This window comes from Faecalibacillus sp. MSK20_93 (genome assembly GCF_020589945.1).
GTDB lineage: Bacteria > Bacillota_I > Bacilli_A > Erysipelotrichales > Coprobacillaceae > Faecalibacillus > Faecalibacillus intestinalis.
This window is the reverse complement of record NZ_JAJDKA010000020.1, coordinates 19,060-43,971: the sequence shown is the minus strand read 5'-3', so window position 1 is coordinate 43,971 and position 24,912 is coordinate 19,060. Positions and strand designations below refer to the sequence as shown.

The following is a 24,912-nucleotide window of genomic DNA, read 5'->3' as shown; positions in this document are numbered from 1 at the left end:
CACTAAAAAGGTAATAATCTTCAAAGATTATTACCATGTGGACAAAATTTATTTTTCCCCTTTTTTATAAAGAAAATATTTTTTCAAAGATAGGATCTTATTCATCAAAGGTAAGTGCAGATTATATAATGGATATTATATTCTTTATTGTTTAAAAATAACTATAATATTAACTTAATTGAAAAGCTTGAAAGAGCAAAAAATATTCAAAATATAGAATTTTTAAAAAATTAAAACAACGATTTTCTTTTAGGAAATCTTACTAGAAGGAACGTTGTTTTTTTATTCACATAAGCGTATAATAGAGGTAGTCTAAAAGAATTGGGGGAAACCAGAAATGTACAAAATAGTCAAAAAAGAAAGACTAAATGATGTTGTTGAATTAATGGAAGTTCATGCTCCAATGGTTGCTAGAAAGTGCGAACCAGGTCAATTCATTATTTTAAGAGTTGGTGAAGATGGAGAAAGAATTCCTTTAACAATTGCTGATTATGATCGAGAAGCTGAAACAATTACAATTATTTATCAAATTGTAGGTTTTTCAACTCGTCAATTAGCAAAATTAAACGAAGGTGATGAAATCACTGACTTCGTTGGACCTTTAGGTGTACCAACTGATTTACATAAATCAAATCATGTTGTTGGTATTGCCGGTGGGGTTGGTAGTGCACCATTATATCCACAACTTAAAAAATTAGCTGAAATGGGTGTAGATGTGGATGTTATCATTGGTGGACGTGAAGCACAATATGTATTATGGGCAGATAAGTTCAAAGCTTTCTGTAAAAATGTATATGTGATGACAGATGATGGATCTTTAGGAGAAAAAGGATTTGGAACTGTTAAATTACAAGAATTAATTGATAGTGGTGATCCAATTGATGAAGTTATCGCTATTGGACCAGTACCTATGATGAAAGCTGTTGTTGGGGTAACAAAACCTCATAATTTAAAAACAATGGTTTCATTAAACCCTATTATGATTGATGGTACAGGTATGTGTGGATGCTGCCGTGTTACTGTTGATGGTAAAATTAAATTCGCATGTGTTGATGGACCAGACTTTGATGGTTTATCAGTAGACTTTGATGAATTAATGGCTCGCCAAAGAATGTTTAAAGAAGAAGAACATCAAGTAGATGCGAATGCAGATCGTATTTGTAATTTAATGGGAGGTGCAAAATAATGCCTAATATGTCACCAAATAAGGTTAAAATGCCTGAACAAGATCCTAATGTAAGAAATAAAAACTTTGAAGAAGTTTCTTTAGGATATACAAAAGAACAAGCTATGGAAGAAGCAACTCGTTGCTTAAACTGTAAAAAACCATTCTGTATGGACGGGTGTCCAGTAGGAGTACCAATTCCTGAATTCATTCATCATGTTGCTGAAGGTGAATTTGAAGAAGCTTATCAAACAATTACAAGAGAAAATGCATTACCTGCAATTTGTGGACGTGTTTGTCCTCAAGAAAATCAATGTGAAGGTAAATGTGTTAGAGGAATTAAAACTGAATCAGTAGGAATCGGACGATTAGAAAGATTCGTTGCTGATTATCATAGAGAACATGGAAAACCTGCAGAATTAAAAGTTGAAAAAAATGGTAAAAAAGTTGCTGTTATTGGATCAGGACCTGCTGGTATTACATGTGCTGGTGAATTAGCTAAAAAAGGTTATGATGTGACTGTTTTTGAAGCATTACATAAAACAGGTGGGGTATTATCTTATGGTATTCCAGAATTCAGATTACCTAAAAAATTAGTACAAAGCGAAGTAGACGGTGTTGCTGCTTTAGGTGTAGATTTCGAAACAAATGTTGTTGTAGGACGTTCAATTACAATTGATGAATTACAAGAACAAGGATATCAAGGAATCTTCGTAGGTAGTGGTGCTGGTTTACCACGTTTCCAAGGAATTCCTGGGGAAAACTTAAACGGTGTTTATGCAGCGAACGAATTCTTAACTCGTGTTAACTTAATGAAAGGATATCAATTCCCAGATCATCCAACTCCAGTTAAAGTAACAGATACAGTATGTGTTATCGGTGCTGGTAACGTTGCTATGGATGCCGCAAGAACTGCAAAACGTTTAGGAGCTAAAAACGTATATATTGTTTATCGTCGTGGACCTGAAGAAGTTCCTGCTCGTGCTGAAGAAGTACATCACGCTAAAGAAGAAGGAATTATCTTCAAATTATTAACTAATCCAGTTAAAATTGAAGGTGAAGATGGATGGGTTAAATCTATGGAATGTGTTGAAATGGAATTAGGTGAACCTGATGCATCTGGAAGAAGAAGACCAATCGCTAAAGAAGGATCTAACTTCACAATTGAAACAGGAACAGTTATTGTTGCTATTGGACAAAGTCCAAATCCATTAATTAGACATACAACTCCTGGTTTAGATTGCCAATCTTGGGGTGGAATTATCGTTGATGAAGATTCAATGAAAACATCTAAAGATGGTGTTTATGCAGGTGGAGATGTTGTTACTGGTGCAGCAACAGTTATCTTAGCAATGGGTGCTGGTAAAAAAGCAGCTAAAGCAATGGATGAATATCTACAAAATAAATAGTATTTAAAAAGTCAATTCACATTACGAATTGACTTTTTCTTTGGCTGTCATTAAATAACTAATTATATTTTCTATTAATGTTAGAACTATAATCATATTTATTTTTGGAATTAGAAGGCAAATGACTTCAATGCACATTGTTAATTTTGCTTTTTTATTTAAATATTTAAAATATTTGCTCATTACTAGTAATAATACAAATAGTATAAATAAAAATACAAGGAAATAATTACTTAAATATTGATATGCTAGTATTGAAATAAGATAAACGCTATTAGATGTAATAAAACATTTAATTGGACTATTACAATGATAACCACCTAAATTTACTCTTAAGCCAGAAAATGAAAGCATCCAAACTAGTGTCATAAGTCCTTCATGTAAACATAATCCTAGAATAAACATAAATATATTAACGATTGAATTAAATATTAAAACTTGTTGACCATACTTATAGACTTCATAATCTTGATCAAAATCATATTTATCATAAATTTTCTCTAACATCATCATCTGTTCCTTTTAATAAAAATTTCATGTAATAAATACCATCTTTATAAATGTTCTTTTTCTTAACAATTAAATCAGATTCAATTTTACATCTATCATAATCATAAAAATCATTTTCTGAATAAAGCTCAACTAACGTATAAATACCTTGACCTTTGATGTGCAAAGTTATTTCATTATGTCTTTTAACATAATCTAATATTTCAGAAATAACATCAATAAAATCTAAATCATCATATTTTTCATTTTGGCTAATTTCAAAGAAAGGTTTAATACTTATATTATCGTCTTGTAACCTATTGATTTTTACAGAAATCAAAATATCAAATACTGGATTTTTAGATGCAACTAATTTTTGGTAAGTGTTTTTAGATTGATATTGTTCAATAGCTTTGGATATTTCTGGATTGGTATCGTTATTTAAGTGTTTAATGTGTTTTAATATCCAATGAATACGATGTTTCTTATCATCAATATCATAACTAATGTTTTGTATGAGACGTAAGCTTTGTTTTATATATTTTTCTTTTTGTAATTGTTTTTCATATTGCATCTTTTCTGTATAAACCATATTAAAGTAAACACCATTAAGTATAATTAATATAAAAATTACAAATAATAGAACAATAATAAGTATTTCTGCATAGCTTACATATGCATCTACTGTAGAATAACCAATAATTCCTAAACTAATTAAAACTATTATTTCTGTGATGACAACTAAAAAGTATTGTTTATTTGGAACATATATTTGATATCTAAGATGTTTTATTAACCAATAAGTAAAGAGAATAAGTATGATTTTTGATATAATTCCAACTAAAATATAAATTGTTGAAATGTTTAAAATTAATGTTTGTTTCAAAAAATAATATATTAAAAGTGGTAAAATATTCATTGAAAATACATAAAAACCTAGGATAAACAAATCACCAAAATTAAACACTTTTTTCTTATACAAGATAAATCCATAACAGACTATAAAATTAAATGACATTAATACAATACCGTTTTCTTTTAAGATATCACATATTTCAAAACCAAATAATAAACAACAAAATAATAATACAAATGTTTTCTTATTTGAAAGTGAATAATAAAGGTAAACGAAAGTAGTAAGGGTAAATACTTCTACAAAATTAAGAAATATACTATAAGCTACCATTGAGTAAATAGTCCTGATAAGCTAGTTTGAATTTCTTTTTATATGTTTTACCTATATTGATTTCTTTCTTATTTCTTAAGATGATGAACTTGGAATTTACATCATAGACAAAATCTAAATTAATAAGATAGGATCTATGTACTTGAATGATATTGTTATTATTAAGTTGTTTTTGGAATTCTTTGATTTTTTCTTTAAATTTATATTCACCATCTAGTGTGATAATTTTTAAGTAATGACCATCAGCTTCTATGTAGATAATATCACTGGTATTAATACGTACACGTTTTTCTCTAGCGTTAATGACTATAAAACTTGTGTTTTCTAAATGTTCTTTAAACATTTTAAAGAAGATAGACATGTCTTCATTTAAATGATCTTTTCTAATGAAATAAAATGGTTGAAGTTCCATAGATTTATGAACAAAGTTATTGTTCATGGTCACAAAAACAATAAGTGCTTTGGGAAACCTCTTTTTAAGTTCTATAGAAAAGACAATACCATTTATTGATTTACTTAAATGAACATCTATAAAAATAACTTGGTAATCTTTTGTATCATCAATCTCTTCAAAGTGATCCCCTAGACAAAAGAAATGGGCATCAGTGAATAGATTGTTATTTTTGAGTATATCAACAAACTCCTCTACAAAAGTATTTGTATCCTCTAATATCAAAATATTCATAATGATGCCACCTTCCTTATTTGTTTAAATTCTTTAATTGTTCAGGTTTTTCAAATTCATAAAAATCCATACTTGATAATGATGAAGCACTACCGTATGCAATTCCCTTTAACAATGTAAAGTATTTTTCAATTAAATAGTTTATCATAATTACCTCCTTAAGTGTACTTTATATTTGACATAGATATGAAGTCAATAGAATGCGCATGAAAGAATAGTTATCGTTCCTGAAGGTATCTTTTATAATGCGTAAAATGCACGATTTAATTGTTAACATGAATTAAAAGGGTGACGGATAATGAATGTTAATGAGATAATTATGAATAAAAGAATAGAAAGAGGCGTTTCTAGAAAAGAGCTTGCAGAGGGCTTAGGAGTAAGTGAGAGTACTATTTATAGAATTGAAACAAATCCTAATTTAAATCCCAATAATAAATTAGTAAAAAGAATTTATGATATTTTACGTATGAATGTAACGATTATTGTGGATGATGCACCAATATATGATGAGCATGCACATGAGATAGATTTTGAATCATATAGTCCTACAAGTAAAAGTATTATTTTTAAAACGATTGCAAAAGAGGAAAAAATGAAGAAGCTAAAAGAAAAATAGTTATCAAATGATAGCTATTTTTTAAGATAATGTGATTTTTGTAATTGTATTGTTTGAAAGCGTGTAGGTCATTTTAACTGTTTTATTTTCACTATAGGCAATATATTGATTGTTCGCTTCTTTGTGATTTTCGTAATCTAAATTATTTTTTTCTAAACCAACGTAGAAATTACCTTCAACTTTGTAATGATCTGTAAATAGTTCTACTTTTTTAACTTTATTCTTTTTATTCAAAGTAATTTGAATAGAATCATTATAATAAACTGTATCATTATTCTTTTTTGATTCTATATACTAATCATCGAAATATGATTATTATCTTTGGAATTGTTATTTTTCTAGCATTTATTATGGAAAGTTATGTAGCAGTTAAGATGAGTGAGAGAATGGATGCATTGGAAGAAGCAAATTCTTCGTTGCAACAACAAATCAATGACTTTTATGGTGATCAACCAATTTCACTAGATACAAATTCTATTTGTTCTTATTTTAGTGGTTATATCAGTGATATTAAAAAGGATAGTTATAATATAAATATTGATTTGATTTTAAAAAATTATTAAGATAATACAACAGCACAAGTTATTTTTAAAACAGATAAAGATACATATACACTTTCTTTAAATAAAGAAGAAGATCGTTTTAATGGAACAATAAATCTTCCTATTCAAACCCTTCAATCTGCACAGCTTATTTCACAAACAAATGGTGAAACAAATTCGGAAGTATTAGATATGGATGTGAACTTTGAAAACTATTTAGATGAAGATGCTAGTGGTGGAATCATGTTAGAAAGTTATAATGAAAAAAAGAACAAAGGTGATTTTACTCTTTCATTTAGTGGAAATAAGATAAAGAAAGATGAAATCTATTTGTGGGATAAAGAATATATTGAATTTGAAAAAGCGTATACATGTAAAAATATAAAAAAAGAAGATACTGTGATGGTTGAATATACGTATACAAATGAAATGGGAATAAAAAAGAAACAAGAAGTAACAGCTCAACTTAAAAAGAATTGGCAAGGATATTATTTGGCATGGAAATAAAAAATTAGTATGATAATTATATTTTAATTTATTTAATTCCCAATCATTATCTTATATAATTTTTCTATAGATAGAGCGAAATTGCTTATAGGAGGCCATTATGAAAAAAGATCTACTTATGACAATTCAATATAAAGACATGGGCCCTTTTTCGCTTTTTATTTTTTAATTTGAAACGTATCTTTTCTAAGATATGTTTTTTTTACAATCAAAAGGAGGATTAAAGATGCCAAAAAGAGAAGATATTAACACAGTATTAGTCATTGGTTCAGGACCAATTATTATTGGTCAAGCATGTGAATTTGATTATTCAGGAACACAAGCTTGTAAAGCATTAAGAGGATTAGGGTATAAAATTGTTTTAGTCAATTCTAACCCAGCTACAATTATGACAGATCCAGAAACTGCAGATGTGACATATATTGAACCATTGAATGTAGAAAGATTAACACAAATCATTGAAAAAGAAAGACCAGATGCTTTACTTCCTAACTTAGGTGGACAATCAGCTTTAAATCTATGTTCTGAATTAAGTAATGCCGGAGTTTTAGACAAATATAACGTTCAAGTATTAGGGGTAAAAGTAGATGCTATTGAACGTGGAGAAGACCGTTTAGAATTCAAAAAAGCCATGAATGAACTTGGTATTGAAATGGCAAGAAGTGAAATTGCAAATACGGTTGATGAAGCTTTAGCTATTGCTGATAAATTAGGCTATCCAGTAGTTGTAAGACCTGCCTATACAATGGGTGGAGCAGGTGGAGGACTTGTTTACAATGTTGATGAATTAAAAACAGTTGTAAATAGAGGGTTGCAAGCAAGTTTAGTACACCAATGCTTAATTGAAGAATCTATTTTAGGATGGGAAGAATTAGAATTAGAAGTTGTAAGAGATGCTAAAAATAACATGATTACAATTTGTTTTATTGAAAATATTGATCCATTAGGAGTACATACTGGAGATTCTTTCTGTAGTGCACCAATGCTTACAATTTCAAAAGAAGTGCAAAATCGTTTACAAGAACAAGCTTATCGTATTGTTGAATCAATTGGAGTTATTGGAGGTACAAATGTTCAATTCGCTCATGATCCAGTAACAGATCGTATTGTTGTTATTGAAATCAATCCAAGAACATCTCGTTCATCTGCTTTAGCTTCTAAAGCGACAGGTTTCCCTATTGCTTTAATTTCAGCAATGTTAGCGGCTGGACTTACATTAGATGAGATTCCTTGTGGTAAATATGGAACGTTAGATAAATATTATCCTGATGGGGATTATGTTGTTATTAAGTTTGCACGTTGGGCTTTTGAAAAATTCAAAGGAGCAGAAGATAAACTTGGTACACAAATGAAAGCTGTAGGGGAAGTTATGAGTATTGGTAAAACTTATAAAGAAGCTTTTCAAAAGGCAATTCGTTCATTAGAAATTGGACGTTATGGTTTAGGATATGCAAAGAACTTTAATGATTTATCTAAAGATGAATTATTAAAATTATTAGTTAATCCAACAAGTGAAAGACAATTCATTATGTATGAAGCTTTAAGAAAAGGAGCTACTGTTGATGAATTATTTGAACTTACAAAAATTAAACATTATTTCATTGAACAAATGAAAGAACTTGTTGAAGAAGAAGAAAAAATTTCTTCTTATAAAGGACAACAATTACCAGACAATGTTTTAAAACAAGCTAAACAAGATGGTTTTGCTGATAAATATATTTCTAAGTTATTAGATGTTGAAGAAAAAGAAATTAGAAATCAAAGACTTGCTATGGGTATGCATCAAGTCTGGGAACCAGTTCATGTATCAAGTACAAAAGATAGTTCTTATTATTACTCTACATATAATGGAAAAGATCAAGATGAAGTATCAAATAATAAAAAAATCATGATCTTAGGTGGAGGACCTAACAGAATTGGTCAAGGTATTGAATTTGACTATTGCTGTGTTCATGCTTCTCTTGCCTTAAAGAAATTAGGATTTGAAACAATCATTGTTAACTGTAACCCAGAAACAGTTTCAACAGATTATGATACATCTGATAAACTTTATTTTGAACCATTAACATTAGAAGATGTTTTAAGTATTCATGAAAAAGAAAAACCATTAGGAGTCATTGCTCAATTTGGGGGACAAACACCATTAAATCTAGCAAGTCAATTAAAAGAAAATGGTGTAAATATTTTAGGAACAACACCTGAAACAATTGATATGGCAGAAGATCGTGACTTATTTAATGAAATGATGGAAAAATTAGAAATTCCAATGCCTGAATCAGGAATGGCTGTAACAATCGATGATGCTTTAGAAATCGCTCAAAGAATTGGTTATCCATTAATGGTAAGACCATCTTACGTATTAGGTGGTAGAGGTATGGAAGTTGTTTACGATGATGATTCATTAAAACAATATATGGCAGCTGCTGTTGGGGTAACACCTGATCGTCCTATCTTAATTGACCGTTTCTTAAATGATGCGATGGAATGTGAAGCAGATGCTATTTCTGATGGAGAAAATGTTTTTGTGCCTGCTGTTATGGAACATATTGAACTTGCTGGTATTCACTCAGGGGACTCAGCATGTATTTTACCATCTAAACATATTCCAGTAAGACATGTACAAACAATAAAAGAATATACTAAGAAAATTGCTAGAGAAATGAATGTACGTGGTTTAATGAATATGCAATATGCGATTGCTGATGATAAAGTTTATGTTTTAGAAGCAAATCCACGTGCTTCAAGAACAGTACCTTTAGTATCTAAGGTATGTAACATCAACATGGTAAAACTTGCAACAGATATCGTTACGAGTGAACTTACAGGTAGACCATCACCTGTTAAAGATTTAAAAGATAGAAAGATTCCTCATATTGGTGTAAAACAAGCTGTTTTCCCATTCAATATGTTCCCTGAAGTTGATCCAATTCTAGGGCCTGAAATGAGATCAACAGGAGAAGTATTAGGTTTAGCTAATTCTTATGGAGCTGCTATCTTTAAAGCTGAAGAAGCTACTCAAACAAAATTACCAACATCTGGTCGTGTTTTAATTTCTGTCTCTGATAGAGATAAAAAAGATGTTGTTGCTCTTGCTAGAAAATATTATGATGCAGGATTTGAAATTGTGGCTACAGGTAAAACATTTGAATTAATCAATAGCAATAACATTCCAGCTATCAAAATTAAAAAGATCAAAGAAGGTCGTCCAAATATTGCAGATGCTCTTACAAATGGTGAACTTGATATGGTGATCAATACGCCACATGGTAAAGAATCTGCACATGATGATAGTTATATTAGAAAAACAGCTATTAAAATGAAAATTCCATACATGACAAACATTGCTGCTGCAAATGCAGCTGTAGAAGGTATCTTAGAAGCTGAAATTCATGGAACACATGAAGTTAAATCACTTCAAGAATATCATAAAGCTATTAAAGACTAAGATACATGATTGTTAGGAAATCATCTGATTTCCTAACAATTTTTTTATTTTTTTTCAAAAAAAGAAGAAAAAAAGTAAAAAAAGAACAGATAAATAAGTAGGAGGACTACTTATGGACAAAATAAATAAAATAACAACAAGTAAACAAACAACAATGTATGATCATCTGTGTAAAATGATCATAGGAAATGAAGAAGTATTATCAAGAATCATAAAGGTAGTTGTAGATGAAGCAAAGCATTTAAGTATTGAAGAAATTAGAAGACTAATAAAAGGAGTACATATAGGTGATAGAATAGTTAATCCACATTTTCATCTTGTAGATAAGGAAGGCTTCATCAAAGATGAAGGGATGGTATATTATGATATTTTATGTTATATTGATGTACCACAAAAAGATGGAAAGAAAATACGGGTTTATTTGAATGTAGAAATACAAAATAATCTTTATCCAGGATACTCAATTATTACGAGAGGGCAAGCTTATATTGCCAGAATGTTATCTAGTCAATGGGGAAGAGAGTATGATGGTAAAAACTATGATGGAATGAAAAAGGTTTATTCTTTGTGGATTATGCCAAAGGCTCCAAAGATAAAAGATGGGCATATGAATGTCTATGAAACAAATGAAAGGATTGTTTGTGGAACGACAGCAGAAGAAAAAGAAGTTTATGACAAGGGAGTAATTCTTGTGATATACTTAAACAAAGAACATGACTTAAATAAAAAGTACGAAGTATATGATGAATTATTGACACCATTGATGGTCTTTTTAAATAATGTATTAGATTATAAGGGAAAACAAATAATTATAGAAGAGTATGGATTTGATACGAAAAGGATAGAAAGTGAGGTTAAGGGTATGTGTAATTTAGGCGAAAGTATTGCATTAGAAGCAAGAAATGAAGGAATAAGTCAAGGAATCAATCAGGGTAAACAAATGGAACGTAAAGAAAATAATAGGAAACTTATTTCTAATTTGATGAGTAGTTTAAATATATCGTTTTCTAAAGCAGCAGAGCTGTTAAAAATTCCAGAAAAAGAAGTAAAAGAAATAGAAAAGTATTTTCAAAAATAGAAAGAGAGTAAAATCTCTTTTTTTCTTATACTAAAAAATTGTTAATAAAATAAAATTACATAATAATAAAAAATTATAAAATAGTGTTGAAAAATGTTATCAAATCTACTATACTATTCAAGAACAAAAGGAGATGAGGGCTATGTTACAACAAAGTGTCAAATATGATTGCTTACAATTGAATACGAGTACCTCATTTTTATATTCTCATTGTTTCTAACATATCATTTTTAATTGATATGTTTTTTTATAACAAAAAAAGGAGGAAAATATATGAAAGCCTATTTAATCTTAGAAGATGGAAACGTATTTGAAGGTGAAAGCGTAGGAGCTGACAAAGAAGTTGTCAGTGAATTTGTATTTAATACGTCGATGACAGGATATGTAGAAGTACTGACAGATCCTTCCTATGCAGGACAATCAGTTGTTATGACATATCCATTGATTGGAAACTATGGAGTATGCTTAGAAGATCAAGAATCTACAAAACCTTATGTTGAAGGATTTGTTGTAAATGAACTTGCAAGACTTGGAAGTAATTTTAGAAAAAATATTGATTTAAAAGATTATTTAATTGAACATGACATTCCTTGTATTCAAGGAATCGATACAAGACATTTAACTAAAATCATTAGAAATAAAGGTTGTATGAATGGAATGATTACAACAACAAAATATGATGATTTAAGTGAAGTGATGGAAAAAATACATAACTTTAAAGTAACTGGTGTCGTTGAAAGAACAACATGTGACAAACCTTATACAGTAGGTAGTGGAGATCGAAAAGTTGCTTTATTAGATTTTGGTGCTAAGAAGAATATTGCTAAATCACTTGCAAAGAGAAATATAGAAGTCACAGTTTATCCAGCATCTACTCCTGCAAGTACAATCATTGAAGGAAACTATGATGGAGTGATGTTATCAAATGGTCCTGGAGATCCAAGCGAAAATGTTGAAATCATTAAAGAAGTTAAAAAACTATCTGAAAGTGGTTTACCAATCTTTGCAATCTGTTTAGGACATCAATTGATGGCTTTAGCTCATGGTTTTAAAACAGAAAAATTAAAATATGGACACCATGGTGCAAATCATCCTGTTAAAGATTTAAATACAGGTCGTGTTTATATTTCTACACAAAATCATAACTATGTAATTTGTGATGATTCTATTGATCGAAATATCGCAAAACCTTGGTTTATTAATGTAAATGACCAAACAATTGAAGGTGTTGAATATATTGGTAAAAATATTAAAACAGTACAATTTCATCCAGAAGCATGTGCTGGTCCATTAGATACAGATGCTTTATTTGATGAATTTGAAAAAATGATGGAGGGTAAATAAGATGGCAAGAGATTTAAGTATTAAAAAAGTATTAGTTATCGGTTCAGGACCTATCATCATTGGTCAAGCAGCAGAATTCGATTATGCTGGAACACAAGCATGTCGTGCTTTAAGAGAAGAAGGGGTAGAAGTTGTTTTAATTAACTCAAACCCAGCAACTATCATGACAGATGCTGATATCGCAGATAAAGTTTATATCGAACCATTAACTGTACCTGTTGTTAAAAAATTAATCATGGAAGAAAAACCAGATAGCATTTTACCAACATTAGGTGGACAAAATGCATTAAATATCGCTATGGCTTTAGCGGATGAAGGATTCTTAGAAGAACACAATGTTCGTACAATTGGGACAAATACAGATACCATCAAACTTGCAGAAGATCGTTTAGAATTTAAAAACTTAATGGAAAGAATTAACGAACCATGTGCTGCATCCATCGTTGTTAACCATGTTAATGACGCTTTAGAATTCGCCGAAAAAATTGGTTATCCAGTTGTTGTAAGACCTGCTTATACTTTAGGTGGTACTGGTGGAGGTATCGCAAATAATGAAAAAGAACTTCATGATATTTGTTCAAATGGTTTACGTCTATCAAGAGTAAGTCAATGTTTAATTGAAAGATGTATTGCTGGATGGAAAGAAATCGAGTATGAAGTAATGAGAGATAGTGTAGGAAACTGTATTACTGTATGTAACATGGAAAACTTAGATCCTGTTGGTGTTCATACAGGAGATAGTATTGTTGTGGCACCAAGCCAAACTTTATCAGATAAAGAATATCAAATGTTACGTTCATCAGCTTTAAATATCATTACAGCATTAAATATTGAAGGTGGATGTAACGTTCAATATGCATTAAATCCAAATAGCTTTGAATATTGTGTTATCGAAGTAAACCCACGTGTTTCTCGTTCATCAGCTTTAGCTTCTAAAGCAACAGGTTATCCAATTGCTAAATTAGCGGCTAAAATTGCTTTAGGATATACCTTAGATGAAATCAAAAATGCCGTTACAGGTAAAACATACGCTTCTTATGAACCAACATTAGACTATGTTGTATGTAAAATTCCTAAATGGCCATTTGATAAATTCGTTGATGCTTCAAGAAAATTAGGAACACAAATGAAAGCAACTGGAGAAGTTATGTCAATCTGTAATAACTTTGAAGGAGCTTTAATGAAAGCTTTACGTTCTCTTGAACAAAATGTTTTCTACTTACATTTAGATGCCTTTACAAAATTAACACATGATGAATTAAAACAAAAATTAAAAGATGTTGATGATCAACGTATCTTTGCAGTAGCTGAATCCTTAAGAAAAGGAATTACTGAACAAGAAATCCATGAAATTACTAAAATTGATGTTTGGTTCATTGATAAAATCAAACATTTAGTAGAAATGGAAGAAAGAATTAAAACAGAAGAATTAACAGTTGATTTATTAAAACAAGCAAAAAGATTACAATTCCCAGATAGAGTCATTGCTGAATTAACTGGAAAAACAGAACAAGAAATTCATCAAATGCGTAAAGAAAATAATATTGTTGCAGCTTATAAAGTTGTTGATACATGTGCGGCAGAATTTGATGCACAAACACCTTATTACTATTCAATTCAAGGTGGAGTGAACGAAGTAGAACCTCAAAGAGAAAAGAAAAAAATCATGGTTTTAGGATCAGGACCAATTCGTATAGGACAAGGTATCGAATTCGATTACTGTTCGGTACATTGTGTATGGGCCTTAAAAGCAGCAGGATACGATACAATTATTGTTAATAACAATCCTGAAACAGTATCAACTGACTTTGATATTGCAGATCGTTTATATTTTGAACCATTAACTGCTGAAGATGTAGAAAGCATTGTTGATATTGAAAAACCAGATGGAGCCATCGTGCAATTTGGGGGACAAACAGCCATTAAACTTACAAAAGCTTTAACAGATATGGGTGTTAAAATCTTAGGAACAGATGCTGATGATGTAGATGCAGCTGAAGATAGAGAAAGATTTGATGAAATTCTTGAAAAATGTCATATTGACCGTCCAAGAGGTTCAACAGTCTTTACAACAGAAGAAGCCATTGAAGTTGCTAATAAATTAGGATATCCAGTTTTAGTAAGACCATCTTATGTATTAGGTGGTGCTGGTATGGAAATTGCCTTAAATGATGGTGATATTAAAAAGTTCATGAAAATCATTAATAGACAATACCAAGAACATCCAATCTTAATTGATAAATACTTATCTGGTAAAGAAGTTGAAGTTGATGCAGTTTGTGATGGACATGGTATCTTAATTCCAGGTATTATGGAACACGTTGAACGTGCGGGAGTTCACTCTGGAGATAGTATTTCTGTTTACCCACCACAAAAAATCAAACAAGAAATTAAAGATGTTATCGTTGATTATACAAAACGTCTTGCTAAAGCATTACATGTTGTGGGATTAATCAATATTCAATTCATTGTTTATGAAGATCAAGTTTATGTTATTGAAGTTAACCCAAGATCTTCAAGAACAATTCCTTATATTTCAAAAGTTACAGATATCCCAATTGTTGCCATTGCTACAAAAGCAATTATGGGACATACAATTGAAGAACAAGGATATTCTTATGGAATTGTTCCGGAAAAAGAAACAATTGCAGTTAAAATGCCAGTGTTCTCATTTGAAAAAATCAAAGGTGCAGAAATTTCTTTAGGACCTGAAATGAAATCAACAGGTGAAGTTTTAGGCATTTCTAAAAACTTAGATGAAGCTATTTATAAAGCATTCATGGGAACAGGTATTCAATTACCTAAGAGAAAGAATATCATTTGTACAATTAAAGATTCTTCTAAAGAAGAATTCTTACCAATCGCTAAACAATATTATATGTTTGGTTATGATTTATATGCAACAGAAGGAACATATAAATTCTTAAAAGAACATGACGTACCTGTACATTTTGTCAATCGTATCTGTGAAAAAACAAATACAATCTTTGACTTAATGTTTACGGATACAGTTGATTTAGTAATCGATATTCCAACAAGAAATGATAACTTAAAAGATGGCTTCTTAATTAGACGTTTTGCCGTAGAAGCAGGTATTCCAATTTATACGTCACTTGATACAGCAAAAGCACTTATTGATTCACTTGAAAAACGTAAACAAGGTGTACCATCATTAATTGATATTACAAAATTAAGATAAAACTAAAAAGAACAATGTAGTAATACTAAAGCATTGTTCTTTTTTATATGAAAAATTAGGTTATATCTTATTGGATATAACCTAATTCTTTACATGCGTAATAAATACCATCTTCATCAATAGAAGTTGTCACAAAATCACTTAATCTCTTTAAATCACTATTTCCTTGTCCCATACAAATAGAAAACGATGCATGCTTAAACATTTCAACATCATTTAAAGAATCACCAAAAGCGACATAATTATCTATATTCCATAACTTCATAAAATAAGCAATACCTGTTGCTTTAGAAATGCCTTTGATTGTAATATCTGCATAACTACTTTCACCAACCATTACATCTAATTCATCAATAGCTTTAAATTCTTGATAATCATATCCTAAAGGACCATAGGCAATCATGGCACCTACTTCTTGATTTGTATATGTACCTACAGTTGGAATAGGGTTATTGAAATAATTACATGAGCGAATGACATCTTCATTTGGTTCCATATTAATAATTCTTGGTGTACATTTAAGTGCTAAAGGAATGTTATGTTTTTTAGAAGCTTCTAGAGCTTTTAAAACCACTTCTCGAGAAAGATTTTCTTTGTGAATTAAATTTAAATCTTTATCTAATAAAGCTTGTCCACTATTACATACATAGCCATCAAAAGAAAAAGTATCATAAATATGTGTATTTTTTAAAGAATCCACACTTCTTCCTGTTGAAACTAGTAAAAGATGTCCTTTTTCTCTTAATAAGTTTAAAGCTTTGACAGTGCTTTCTGGTACTTGATGATCTGTGGTTGTTCTTAAAGTACCATCAATATCAAAACAAAACAATTTCTTCATTATTTACCTTGAGGGAAAAATCTTGCAAGTGAATTTGCGACTGCTGAAATAGGCATTGTTTGAACCACAATTTTACCAGGGCCAGTAACCACTGTATTAAATAATCCCTCTCCTCCTAAAAATTTATTTTTTAAACCAGGAACTGATTGGATATCCATTTTACAAGTAGCATCCATCATTGCAAGATAACCGGTATCAATCACCATTTGTTGACCTGGTAGTAAATTATATTCTACGGTACTTCCATCAATTTCAATAAAACATGTTCCGTGTCCTGAAATCTTTGTTAAAATAAAACCTTCACCACCAAATATACCAGAAGAAAATTTCTTATTAAAGCAAACCGATGTTTCTACATTTTCTTCACTAGCTAGAAAAGCAGATTTTTGAATGATGACTTCTTTTCCAGGCTCTACATCAATAGCGACAATTTTTCCAGGGAAACTTGAGGCAAAGGCAATCAAACCATCTTTGTTTGCCGTATAACTATTTCTAAATAAAGTTTCACCAGAAAACATTCTACTGATGATTTTACCAGCACCACCACCATTTGTTTCCATTTTCATACATGGATCCATCCAAGCCATAGCACCACTATCACTAATCATTTTTTCACCTTTATTTAAATGACAAATAACAACAGGGAGAGTATCTCCAACAATTTCGTATTTCATAATTTTTCTCCTTTTATAAAGCCACACAAACAGGTTGAATAATATCTAAGGTATTTCCTGTAGGCTTAATTTCTTCTTTTTCTTCATCAAATGTATAAAGCTCCAAACGATCATCTTCTTGACTAGCAACAACAATATAACGATCATCAATAATATTAAAATCACGAGGTCCTTTTCCAGTATGCACCATATAAAGTAAAGTGATTTTTCCAGTTTCTTGATTCACACGATAAAGGACAATACTATCATGACCTCTATTAGAAACAATAATATGTTTACCACTTGATGTCATATGAATAGCAGCAGCACTTGAAAAACCATGGAAATGACGAGGTACACAATGAATAACTTGAATCAAAGTAAAGTGTCCATCTTCATATTGATAAACCATAATACTATTTGCAATTTCGTTAACAAGATAACAATATTTACCATCATGAGAAAAAATCATATGACGAGGCCCACTACCAGGAATCACAGATTGACTTAATGATGTTTCTTGTAATTTTTCATTAATAAATTCATACATAATAATTTTATCAGCACCTAGGTCAACACTGTAAAGATATTTATGATCAGGAGTAATTCCTACATAATGAGCATGAGGACTTGTTTGTCTTTTAAGTAAATCAATTCCTGAACCATGATGGTGAACAACTGAAAGTTTATCTCCAATTTTATGATCCTTTAAAGGGAAAGCAGCTGTTGCTCCAACGTGATAATTGGCTGTAAATAAATATTTTTGATCAGGACTTAAACATAAATGAGTATAAGAACGACCATGGGAATTATAAAAAGAAAGTTGTTTTAAATCATCTTCTTCAATATGATAACTTGCGACACCTCCTCCTTCACCAACACGTGCATCTTTTAAAGATACATAAAGAAAATCATCTTTTTTAATAACATAAGAAGGAAAATCTTCGGTAGGAATATGTTTATTTAAATGAAGTTCATTTTTAGTTTCATCTAGAGTACATACATAAAGACCTTTTTCTTTTCCTTTAGCGTAACTTGATACGTAAAAACGATACACAAAATCGCCTCCTTTTGAAATAATTGTACCATAAAATAACTATAAAAAGCTTTCTATATAAGAAAAATAATAAAGTAAAAAAAGTTTGATAATAAGCGAATAATAAAAAAGTGTCTATAAAACGAAAGATATAAATCTTTCGTTTTAGTTTTCAAATATTTATTTTTGTATTACAATAATTTATGGGAATAGAGAAACAATCTTATAAGAGAGGTTTATTATGGAAGAACGCTTAATTACGTTAGTAAAGGAAAATACAAGACGAGGTGATTATGAAGATAATAATGCTTCAAATCTTTCAAATATCATTGGATTATCACGTAACAGTATTTCATCGTATTTAAACGATTATTTTAATCAAGGGCGTTTTGTGAAAATTAATACACGTCCTGTTCTTTTTTTAGAAAAGAGCGAATTAGAAAAAAGATATAATATTAAAATAAATAAATTGATGTTTGCCTCACTTGATGAATTAGATGAATATGCAAAAACTTGTGGGAGAGGATCCAAGGATTTTAGAGATTTAATAGGTTATAATGGTTCTTTAAGAAAGATTATTGAATCATGTAAAGCAAGTATCTCTTATCCACCACATGGACTACCTATACTTTTAAATGGACCAACAGGCACAGGTAAAAGTTTTATTATTGAAAAAATGTTTGAGTATGGAAAAAATAATGGAATCTTTTCAGAAAAAGCAAAATTTGTACATGTGAATTGTTCAGAATACGCGAATAATCCAGAACTTATTACCGCGAATTTATTTGGATATAAAAGAGGCGCTTTTACCGGAGCAGATAATGATAATCCGGGACTAATTAAAGTTGCTGATGGAGGAATGTTGTTTCTTGATGAAGTTCATTGTTTAAAACCTGAATGCCAAGAAAAATTGTTTCTATTTATGGATAAAGGAAATTATCATGTTTTAGGAGATAGTGAAAACGAGTATCATAGTAATGTTTTTTTGGCTTTTGCGACAACAGAAAACCCTAAAGAAGTTTTATTAAAAACTTTATTAAGGCGTATTCCAATTCAAATGGAAATACCTTCTTTGTCTAAAAGAAGTAAAATGGAAAAATCAAATATTATTGTACGGTTTTTAGAAAATGAAGCGAAACATATTCATAAAGAAATTCGTATTGGTAATGTTGTATATGCAGCATTATTAAACAATGAATATGAAGGAAATATTGGAGAATTGAAAAATGTAATACAAGAAACCTGCATGAATGCCTTATATTCAAATAAGAATAAGGATTATATTGAAATAAATTCACTTTGTTTACCATCACGTGTACGCTTTAATAATCATATAGATAATAGTATTTTAGTAGGAAGAAATCAGTTATATTCCTTAAATGATTTAAAAAATAAATATGAAAATGAATTTCCTTTTAAAGAATATTCTAATAAATTATTAGAGTTATTAGAAAATTATTCAAAAGAAGAAATATCTATTCAGTCTTTTTTAGAACAAGCACTCAGTGAAACACAAACATATTCAAATGATTCTTTATTTAGAGAAAATAAAGAGAAATCTATAGATATTGCCTATTTTACAAATGTTATAAAAAAAATGGCAGAACTTATTAATGATAAATATCGTTGTGATTTTCAATCAAGTGAAATACTTACGTTATCATTACTTATTCAAGATTATTATACATATTATGTTATTGTTGAATCTTATTTCGATATTCATCAAGAAGGATTTCAATCTTTAGAAACGGTTGTTAAATCCAACTATTTTAGATCTTATGAAATCGCAAAATATTTAAATGAATTATGTGGTATTTATATTAATTTGAATTGGCACAATTATTTAACATCGATTTTTGCTTTATTTATAGAATCTTATCATGGTAATCGTGTTTTAAATCAAACCGTTGGAGTTGTTTTATCTCATGGTTATGCTACGGCATCATCTATCGCAGATGCAGTTAATCGTATGTTAGATGAATATGTTTTCGAGGCAATAGATATGCCATTAGATACATCTACGCAATTAATTATTAATAAATTGAATGTTTTTATTGAAAGTTATGGTGGAAATATTAAGAATTTAATATTGCTTGTAGATATGGGGTCTTTAGAAGAAATTTATAATGGATTAAATAATGTTTCAAAATCGAATATTGCAATCGCTAATAATGTTAATACACGATTTACCTTATTTGTTGGAAAAGGAATTCTTGATAAAAAGTCTCTACAAGAAATATTTGATGAAAGTATAGAATATAGTCAAACAAATTATAAAATTATTAATTCTCAAAAGAAGGAAAAAGTAATTGTTTGTTCATGTGCAACAGGGTTAGGAACAGCTGAAAAACTTAAAGAAATCATCGAAGATTCTTTACCTGAACATTTACCTGTGAAAGTAATTACCTATGATTATACTTCTTTATTAGAAGTTAATTTAGAAGAAAAATTATTAAAGGATTATGATGTTATTTGTGTTATTGGAACATTGAATCCAAAATTAAAGAATCTTCATTTTATTGCTATAGAAGAATTAATAATGAATAGTTCTTTAGATTTCTTAACCTCTTATTTTGCAGATGTTATTAGTCAAGAGGATATGGATAGTTTTCAAAAGAAAATGTTAAAGAATTTTTCACTAACAAATATAATAAATAATTTAACAGTATTAAATCCAACTCAACTTTTAGAAAGAGTTGCCAATGCAATAGATTTATTACAACAAGAAATGAAGACAACATTTACAAATAATACATGCTTTGGCTTATATGTTCATATATGTTGTTTGATGGAAAGATTAGTGACAAGAGAAGGCATTGAATCTTATCAAAAAGAATTATCTGATTGTAATGAAGATTTCATTAAATTTTATATGACAGTAAAAAAAGCTTTTAAGCAGGTTGAAAAATATTATCGTGTAGAAATTCCTATTGAAGAAGTGGAATTTATTAATATTTATATTCAAAATATGATGGTAAGATCATTTGATGAATATGAAGGTATGGAGGAATAGATATGAAAGAAAGTTTAATGATAGCTGTTTTTATTATCATTGTTTTCGTAGTATTACAATATATTGGTAAAAACATTGTAATGAAAAAAATGACAACATCTTTAGAAGAAGAAAAATATGATGCCTTTTTTAAAACAAGTCAAAGTATTTTATGTTTCTTATTTGTAAAGCCTTATATAAAAGAAAGTATGAAACTTTCTGCATATATTGCCCAAGAAGAAAGTGAAGAGGTAAAAAAAGAAATAGCCCTTATAGAAAATATGCGTATAAAACCTCAACAAAAATTAATGAGTATTTCAAATGCATTTTATTTCTTTTTAGGAAAAAGAGAAGAGGCATCATGTAAACAAATGTTAGACTATGTAAAAAAATTAGGAGATGAAAGAACCTATAATAATCTTAAAATCCAATATGATATCTTTATTTTAAAAGAAAGCAAACATATTGATGAAATTAAAAAGAAATTAGAAATTGCTCAAAGGAATAATATGCCTAATAAAGACTTAATGGTAGGTTCATTAGAGTATTTGATAGGATTACAATATTCTTATTTAAATGATAAGAAGAATATGATGAAGTATTTTAAACCAGCATTAATTCACTGTAAAGGAACGACATACGAAGTTGAAATGAATCAAGTCATCGAGAAAATGAATGAAAACATTTAAATATTTAGTAAATGGTTTAGAGGTAGAGGCAAAATATGACGAAGAAGATATTGATAAAGTCTATAAGCCTCTATTAAATCATTGGTATGATCTTTATAAACAAAAACAATGTCGTATTGTTATTTTTATTGCAGGATGTCCTGGTAGTGGAAAGAGTACTTTTGTTTCTTTTTTAGAGTATTTATTTAATCAAATGGATTTTGATTGTAAGTTGCAAACGGTAGGAATGGATGGCTTTCATTATTATAATGAAGAACTAGATAAAATGAATTTAAGGAAAGAAAAGGGAAGCCCCCGTACTTTTAATGTAGAAAAGTTAAAACAAAAGATTATTCAAACAAAAAAAGAAGACTGTTATTGGCCTTATTATTCAAGAAAATTACATGATCCTATAGAAAATCAAATTTTTGTACATAGTGAAATCATTATAATTGAGGGAAATTATTTATTGTTAAAAGATGAACCATGGAATCAGTTAGAAAGGTTATGTGATGAAAGTTTATTTTATAATGTGAATGTTGAAGAATTACAAGACAGATTGATTTTACGTAAGATGAAAGGTCATTTATCTAAAGAAGAAGCAATTGATTTTTATAATGCTTCTGATAAAAAGAATGTTGAAACAGTTATAAATAGAAGTAAAAAAGCAGATATTGTCTTAAATATTGCAAAAAACAGGGTATATTGACACTACCTTGTTTTTTTCGACACTAATTGGCATGAATTTTGCTATATAGGAAGTGAAAGGAGGAGTTAAATAATGAGTATTACTTTAGGAAGGATTGATTTTCGTTTATTACATGGGATCGTAGCAACAATGTGGGCCCCTCAATCAGGAGCACAACGTGTTATGGTTATTGATGATAAGGTGGCTAATGACCCTATTATTAAAGAAAGTATGCGTTTGGGTAAACCAGCAGGTATGGCTTGTTCAATCATTACTTTAGAAACAGCTATCAAAAATTTTAAAGCTGGTAAATATGACAATCATAAAGTATTTGTTGTTACAGAAAATCCAGAAACATTCTTAAAACTTCAAGAAGAAGCGGGGCAAAAAATTCCTCGCATTGTTTTAGGAATTACAAGAAATAATAAAGAAGGTACAGTTGTTAGCTCAAGAGCAAGTGTCCTTGATGATCAAAAAGAAGTTTACAAAAAAATTATTGAGAATGGTACAAAAGTAGATGTTCAATTTACAACTACTGATAAGGCTGAGCCATTAGAATCAAAAGTCAGCTTATAATAGAAAATAAAGGAGAGGAAATAATATGACTACTGTTCAAATTCTTTTGATTACACTAATAGCCTATTGGAAAATGACAGATAATGTCACATTACAATTATTTGCATTTAATACAATTATTTGTGGTTGGCTTGTTGGATTAGTTATGGGTGATTCAGCAACGGGACTTACAATTGGGGCTACTTTACAATTAATGTCTATGGGTGTTGTGGCTGTTGGAGGTTCATCAATGCCTGATTACCCTGTTGCAGCAATTATCGCTACTGCTATTGCATGTTCTACTGGACGTGGAATGGAAGCTGGTTTAGCTATTGGGCTTCCAGTTGCAATGTTAGGTGTTAACTTTGATGTTATTTATAAAATCTTCAATGGTTTCTTAGAACAAAAAGAAGTTTCTTTAATTGAAGAAGGCAAATTTAACTCTTTCTTACGTTTAGTTAAAGTTTCACCTATATTCTATGGTTTATGTTCAGCAGTACCTGTATTCTTATGTGTTGCAATTGGTCCATCTATCGTTAATGCTATTTTGGATTTCATGCCAACTTGGTTTACAACTGGATTATCAATTGCCGGAGGTTTATTACCTGGTGTTGGGATGGCAATGTTATTAATGTATATGCCATTAAATAAATACTGGTCATTCTTAATTGTTGGATTTGTTTTAGCTGCTTATTTATCAGTACCTACTTTAGGTATCGGTGCTGTTGGTTTAGCTGCTGCTTATGAAGTTTATAAAAAAGGATTAGCAACTGCAACTGCACCAGCAGGAGCTAGTTTCCGAGGTGAATTAGAAGATGAGTAAGGGAAAAGTATTAACTAAAAAAGATTGTCGAACTGCTGCTAAACGTTGGTTGATCGGTATTTCAACATTTAACTATGAAACACAATTAGCACCATCTTATGCTTTTGCTGTTTATCCATTACTTAGAAAAATGTATCCTGATGATGAAGATTTTAAAGCTTCATTGTTAAATGCAATGAGATATTATAATACAATGCCATGGATTTCACCATTTGTTATGGGTGCTGCCTTAGGTATTGAAGATGATGGTGGTGTAGAATCACTAGAAGCTGTTAATAACTTTAAAATTGGTATCATGGGTCCTCTTGCAGGTATTGGTGATACTATTGGTTGGGCAATGATTCCTACAATCTTTGGTTCAATTGCTGCAAGTATGGGTATGCAAGGAAATCCTTTAGGAATTTTCTTATGGGCTGCCTTTACCTTTGCATTCTTAGCTGTCCGTATTCTAGAAGTAGAATGGGGATATAATATGGGTATCAATGTTGTTACTAAGCTTGGTAAACAAATTACTGTATTTACAGAAGCATGTTCTGTTCTAGGTTTAACTGTTGTTGGATCACTTATTTCTTCAGTGGTTAAATTACAAACAGGTATTATATATACAAATGGTGATGTTACAATGAAGGTTCAAGAATTACTTGATGGTGTTATGCCTTCACTATTACCAGTTGCAGCTGTTGCACTTATTTATTATTTTATGAATAAAAAGAAAGTTAAAATGACACACATGATTTTGATTATCATCATTCTTTCATGGATTGGTGCTGCATGTGGAATCTTTACTGCATAATCTATAAATATTTGATTAAAGGAGTGAAAGCTCCGTTAATCTCATTCGTTATATAAAACATCAATAATATTTGATATAATTGAAGAAAGGAACTGTTTTGGCATTGCTATATATAATGTTCACTCTATTCCCTCCCTTGTGGATATAATAATATTTTATTTTTAGAAATAATTTTAAATGCCAAACTTTTGAACCAATTAT

The 24,912-nt window shown here is 29.7% G+C and carries 23 protein-coding genes; 15 read left to right on the top strand and 8 right to left on the bottom strand.

Annotated elements, in window-relative coordinates; genetic code table 11:
* Positions 1-337: 337 nt before the first annotated feature.
* Positions 338-1,186, top strand: coding sequence for a sulfide/dihydroorotate dehydrogenase-like FAD/NAD-binding protein (locus tag LJD34_RS07695; RefSeq protein ID WP_117788143.1), 849 nt, complete (start codon positions 338-340; stop codon positions 1,184-1,186).
* The gene (gene gltA / locus LJD34_RS07690) at positions 1,186-2,574 is read left to right on the top strand and encodes an NADPH-dependent glutamate synthase (protein ID WP_175301391.1); all 1,389 of its coding nucleotides are present in this window, start codon (positions 1,186-1,188) and stop codon (positions 2,572-2,574) included. The genes LJD34_RS07695 and gltA overlap by 1 nt, the downstream gene beginning before the upstream one ends.
* A gap of 21 nt (positions 2,575-2,595) precedes the next feature.
* Here the strand turns inward: gltA and LJD34_RS07685 are convergent, their stop codons facing one another.
* From LJD34_RS07685 to LJD34_RS16425, 4 genes are read right to left on the bottom strand one after another with little or no spacing between them, the layout of a single operon-like run.
* Positions 2,596-3,081 (bottom strand): accessory gene regulator B family protein, encoded by a 486-nt coding sequence (locus LJD34_RS07685; RefSeq protein WP_158560057.1) that lies wholly within the window; start codon positions 3,079-3,081, stop codon positions 2,596-2,598.
* Complete coding sequence (locus LJD34_RS07680; RefSeq protein ID WP_227359572.1) at positions 3,062-4,249, bottom strand: hypothetical protein; 1,188 nt, start codon at positions 4,247-4,249, stop codon at positions 3,062-3,064. Before LJD34_RS07680 ends, LJD34_RS07685 begins: the two co-directional genes overlap by 20 nt.
* Positions 4,236-4,934 (bottom strand): LytR/AlgR family response regulator transcription factor, encoded by a 699-nt coding sequence (locus LJD34_RS07675; RefSeq protein WP_227359571.1) that lies wholly within the window; start codon positions 4,932-4,934, stop codon positions 4,236-4,238. The genes LJD34_RS07680 and LJD34_RS07675 overlap by 14 nt, the downstream gene beginning before the upstream one ends.
* Before the next feature lie 16 nt (positions 4,935-4,950).
* Entirely contained in the window at positions 4,951-5,082 is a 132-nt protein-coding gene (locus tag LJD34_RS16425) for a hypothetical protein (protein ID WP_264474802.1), read from the bottom strand.
* Between the two features lie 171 nt (positions 5,083-5,253).
* Between LJD34_RS16425 and LJD34_RS07670 the strand changes: the two genes are divergently transcribed.
* A complete protein-coding gene (locus tag LJD34_RS07670) occupies positions 5,254-5,550 on the top strand; it encodes a helix-turn-helix domain-containing protein (protein ID WP_158546495.1) in 297 nt (98 codons plus the stop codon).
* Between the two features lie 21 nt (positions 5,551-5,571).
* On the opposite strand, the gene LJD34_RS07665 is transcribed toward LJD34_RS07670, so the two are convergent.
* Positions 5,572-5,784: a hypothetical protein gene (locus LJD34_RS07665; RefSeq protein WP_227359570.1), complete on the bottom strand. Its 213-nt coding sequence runs from the start codon at positions 5,782-5,784 to the stop codon at positions 5,572-5,574.
* A gap of 140 nt (positions 5,785-5,924) precedes the next feature.
* Here LJD34_RS07665 and LJD34_RS07660 point away from each other — a divergent pair, with 140 nt between their 5' ends.
* From LJD34_RS07660 to carB (LJD34_RS07635), 6 genes are all read left to right on the top strand, one after another.
* Complete coding sequence (locus LJD34_RS07660; RefSeq protein ID WP_227359569.1) at positions 5,925-6,113, top strand: hypothetical protein; 189 nt, start codon at positions 5,925-5,927, stop codon at positions 6,111-6,113.
* Positions 6,114-6,284: 171 nt separating this feature from the next.
* Positions 6,285-6,599, top strand: a complete 315-nt coding sequence (locus LJD34_RS07655) for a hypothetical protein (protein ID WP_227359568.1) — start codon at positions 6,285-6,287, stop codon at positions 6,597-6,599.
* 226 nt (positions 6,600-6,825) lie between these two features.
* Entirely contained in the window at positions 6,826-10,044 is a 3,219-nt protein-coding gene (gene carB, locus LJD34_RS07650; RefSeq protein WP_227359567.1) for a carbamoyl-phosphate synthase large subunit, read from the top strand.
* 112 nt (positions 10,045-10,156) lie between these two features.
* Entirely contained in the window at positions 10,157-11,122 is a 966-nt protein-coding gene (locus LJD34_RS07645) for a hypothetical protein (protein WP_227359566.1), read from the top strand.
* A gap of 273 nt (positions 11,123-11,395) precedes the next feature.
* A complete protein-coding gene (locus LJD34_RS07640) occupies positions 11,396-12,466 on the top strand; it encodes a carbamoyl phosphate synthase small subunit (RefSeq protein ID WP_227359565.1) in 1,071 nt (356 codons plus the stop codon).
* A gap of 1 nt (position 12,467) precedes the next feature.
* Positions 12,468-15,665: a carbamoyl-phosphate synthase large subunit gene (carB, locus tag LJD34_RS07635; RefSeq protein WP_227359564.1), complete on the top strand. Its 3,198-nt coding sequence runs from the start codon at positions 12,468-12,470 to the stop codon at positions 15,663-15,665.
* A 67-nt stretch (positions 15,666-15,732) separates the two neighbouring features.
* Here the strand turns inward: carB (LJD34_RS07635) and LJD34_RS07630 are convergent, their stop codons facing one another.
* The 3 genes from LJD34_RS07630 to LJD34_RS07620 are packed head-to-tail and all read right to left on the bottom strand — an operon-like array spanning position 15,733 to position 18,213.
* Positions 15,733-16,503, bottom strand: a complete 771-nt coding sequence (locus LJD34_RS07630) for an HAD family hydrolase (protein ID WP_032090861.1) — start codon at positions 16,501-16,503, stop codon at positions 15,733-15,735.
* Positions 16,503-17,177 (bottom strand): TIGR00266 family protein, encoded by a 675-nt coding sequence (locus tag LJD34_RS07625; RefSeq protein ID WP_195932725.1) that lies wholly within the window; start codon positions 17,175-17,177, stop codon positions 16,503-16,505. The genes LJD34_RS07630 and LJD34_RS07625 overlap by 1 nt, the downstream gene beginning before the upstream one ends.
* A 13-nt stretch (positions 17,178-17,190) precedes the next feature.
* Positions 17,191-18,213: a lactonase family protein gene (locus LJD34_RS07620; RefSeq protein WP_175301379.1), complete on the bottom strand. Its 1,023-nt coding sequence runs from the start codon at positions 18,211-18,213 to the stop codon at positions 17,191-17,193.
* 220 nt (positions 18,214-18,433) lie between these two features.
* Here LJD34_RS07620 and LJD34_RS07615 point away from each other — a divergent pair, with 220 nt between their 5' ends.
* The 6 genes from LJD34_RS07615 (at position 18,434) to LJD34_RS07590 (ending at position 24,711) form a co-directional block, all read left to right on the top strand.
* Complete coding sequence (locus LJD34_RS07615; protein WP_227359563.1) at positions 18,434-21,205, top strand: sigma 54-interacting transcriptional regulator; 2,772 nt, start codon at positions 18,434-18,436, stop codon at positions 21,203-21,205.
* A gap of 2 nt (positions 21,206-21,207) precedes the next feature.
* Complete coding sequence (locus LJD34_RS07610) at positions 21,208-21,873, top strand: hypothetical protein (protein ID WP_117480746.1); 666 nt, start codon at positions 21,208-21,210, stop codon at positions 21,871-21,873.
* Positions 21,860-22,561: a nucleoside/nucleotide kinase family protein gene (locus LJD34_RS07605; protein WP_117480747.1), complete on the top strand. Its 702-nt coding sequence runs from the start codon at positions 21,860-21,862 to the stop codon at positions 22,559-22,561. Before LJD34_RS07610 ends, LJD34_RS07605 begins: the two co-directional genes overlap by 14 nt.
* A gap of 72 nt (positions 22,562-22,633) precedes the next feature.
* On the top strand, positions 22,634-23,116 hold the full coding sequence (locus LJD34_RS07600) for a PTS system mannose/fructose/N-acetylgalactosamine-transporter subunit IIB (RefSeq protein ID WP_195932723.1): 483 nt from the start codon (positions 22,634-22,636) through the stop codon (positions 23,114-23,116).
* A gap of 25 nt (positions 23,117-23,141) precedes the next feature.
* Positions 23,142-23,918 (top strand): PTS mannose/fructose/sorbose/N-acetylgalactosamine transporter subunit IIC, encoded by a 777-nt coding sequence (locus tag LJD34_RS07595; RefSeq protein ID WP_227359562.1) that lies wholly within the window; start codon positions 23,142-23,144, stop codon positions 23,916-23,918.
* Positions 23,911-24,711, top strand: a complete 801-nt coding sequence (locus LJD34_RS07590; protein ID WP_227359561.1) for a PTS system mannose/fructose/sorbose family transporter subunit IID — start codon at positions 23,911-23,913, stop codon at positions 24,709-24,711. Before LJD34_RS07595 ends, LJD34_RS07590 begins: the two co-directional genes overlap by 8 nt.
* Positions 24,712-24,912 lie beyond the last annotated feature (201 nt).

Bases quoted from the DNA above. Each gene is read 5' to 3' on its own strand.
- LJD34_RS07695 (WP_117788143.1), top strand. From the start codon at position 338: ATGTACAAAATAGTCAAAAAAGAAAGACTAAATGATGTTGTTGAATTA.
- gltA (WP_175301391.1), top strand. From the start codon at position 1,186: ATGCCTAATATGTCACCAAATAAGGTTAAAATGCCTGAACAAGATCCT.
- LJD34_RS07685 (WP_158560057.1), bottom strand. From the start codon at position 3,081: ATGTTAGAGAAAATTTATGATAAATATGATTTTGATCAAGATTATGAA.
- LJD34_RS07680 (WP_227359572.1), bottom strand. From the start codon at position 4,249: ATGGTAGCTTATAGTATATTTCTTAATTTTGTAGAAGTATTTACCCTT.
- LJD34_RS07675 (WP_227359571.1), bottom strand. From the start codon at position 4,934: ATGAATATTTTGATATTAGAGGATACAAATACTTTTGTAGAGGAGTTT.
- LJD34_RS16425 (WP_264474802.1), bottom strand. From the start codon at position 5,082: ATGATAAACTATTTAATTGAAAAATACTTTACATTGTTAAAGGGAATT.
- LJD34_RS07670 (WP_158546495.1), top strand. From the start codon at position 5,254: ATGAATAAAAGAATAGAAAGAGGCGTTTCTAGAAAAGAGCTTGCAGAG.
- LJD34_RS07660 (WP_227359569.1), top strand. From the start codon at position 5,925: ATGAGTGAGAGAATGGATGCATTGGAAGAAGCAAATTCTTCGTTGCAA.
- LJD34_RS07655 (WP_227359568.1), top strand. From the start codon at position 6,285: ATGGATGTGAACTTTGAAAACTATTTAGATGAAGATGCTAGTGGTGGA.
- carB (WP_227359567.1), top strand. From the start codon at position 6,826: ATGCCAAAAAGAGAAGATATTAACACAGTATTAGTCATTGGTTCAGGA.
- LJD34_RS07645 (WP_227359566.1), top strand. From the start codon at position 10,157: ATGGACAAAATAAATAAAATAACAACAAGTAAACAAACAACAATGTAT.
- LJD34_RS07640 (WP_227359565.1), top strand. From the start codon at position 11,396: ATGAAAGCCTATTTAATCTTAGAAGATGGAAACGTATTTGAAGGTGAA.
- carB (WP_227359564.1), top strand. From the start codon at position 12,468: ATGGCAAGAGATTTAAGTATTAAAAAAGTATTAGTTATCGGTTCAGGA.
- LJD34_RS07630 (WP_032090861.1), bottom strand. From the start codon at position 16,503: ATGAAGAAATTGTTTTGTTTTGATATTGATGGTACTTTAAGAACAACC.
- LJD34_RS07625 (WP_195932725.1), bottom strand. From the start codon at position 17,177: ATGAAATACGAAATTGTTGGAGATACTCTCCCTGTTGTTATTTGTCAT.
- LJD34_RS07615 (WP_227359563.1), top strand. From the start codon at position 18,434: ATGGAAGAACGCTTAATTACGTTAGTAAAGGAAAATACAAGACGAGGT.
- LJD34_RS07610 (WP_117480746.1), top strand. From the start codon at position 21,208: ATGAAAGAAAGTTTAATGATAGCTGTTTTTATTATCATTGTTTTCGTA.
- LJD34_RS07605 (WP_117480747.1), top strand. From the start codon at position 21,860: ATGAAAACATTTAAATATTTAGTAAATGGTTTAGAGGTAGAGGCAAAA.
- LJD34_RS07600 (WP_195932723.1), top strand. From the start codon at position 22,634: ATGAGTATTACTTTAGGAAGGATTGATTTTCGTTTATTACATGGGATC.
- LJD34_RS07595 (WP_227359562.1), top strand. From the start codon at position 23,142: ATGACTACTGTTCAAATTCTTTTGATTACACTAATAGCCTATTGGAAA.
- LJD34_RS07590 (WP_227359561.1), top strand. From the start codon at position 23,911: ATGAGTAAGGGAAAAGTATTAACTAAAAAAGATTGTCGAACTGCTGCT.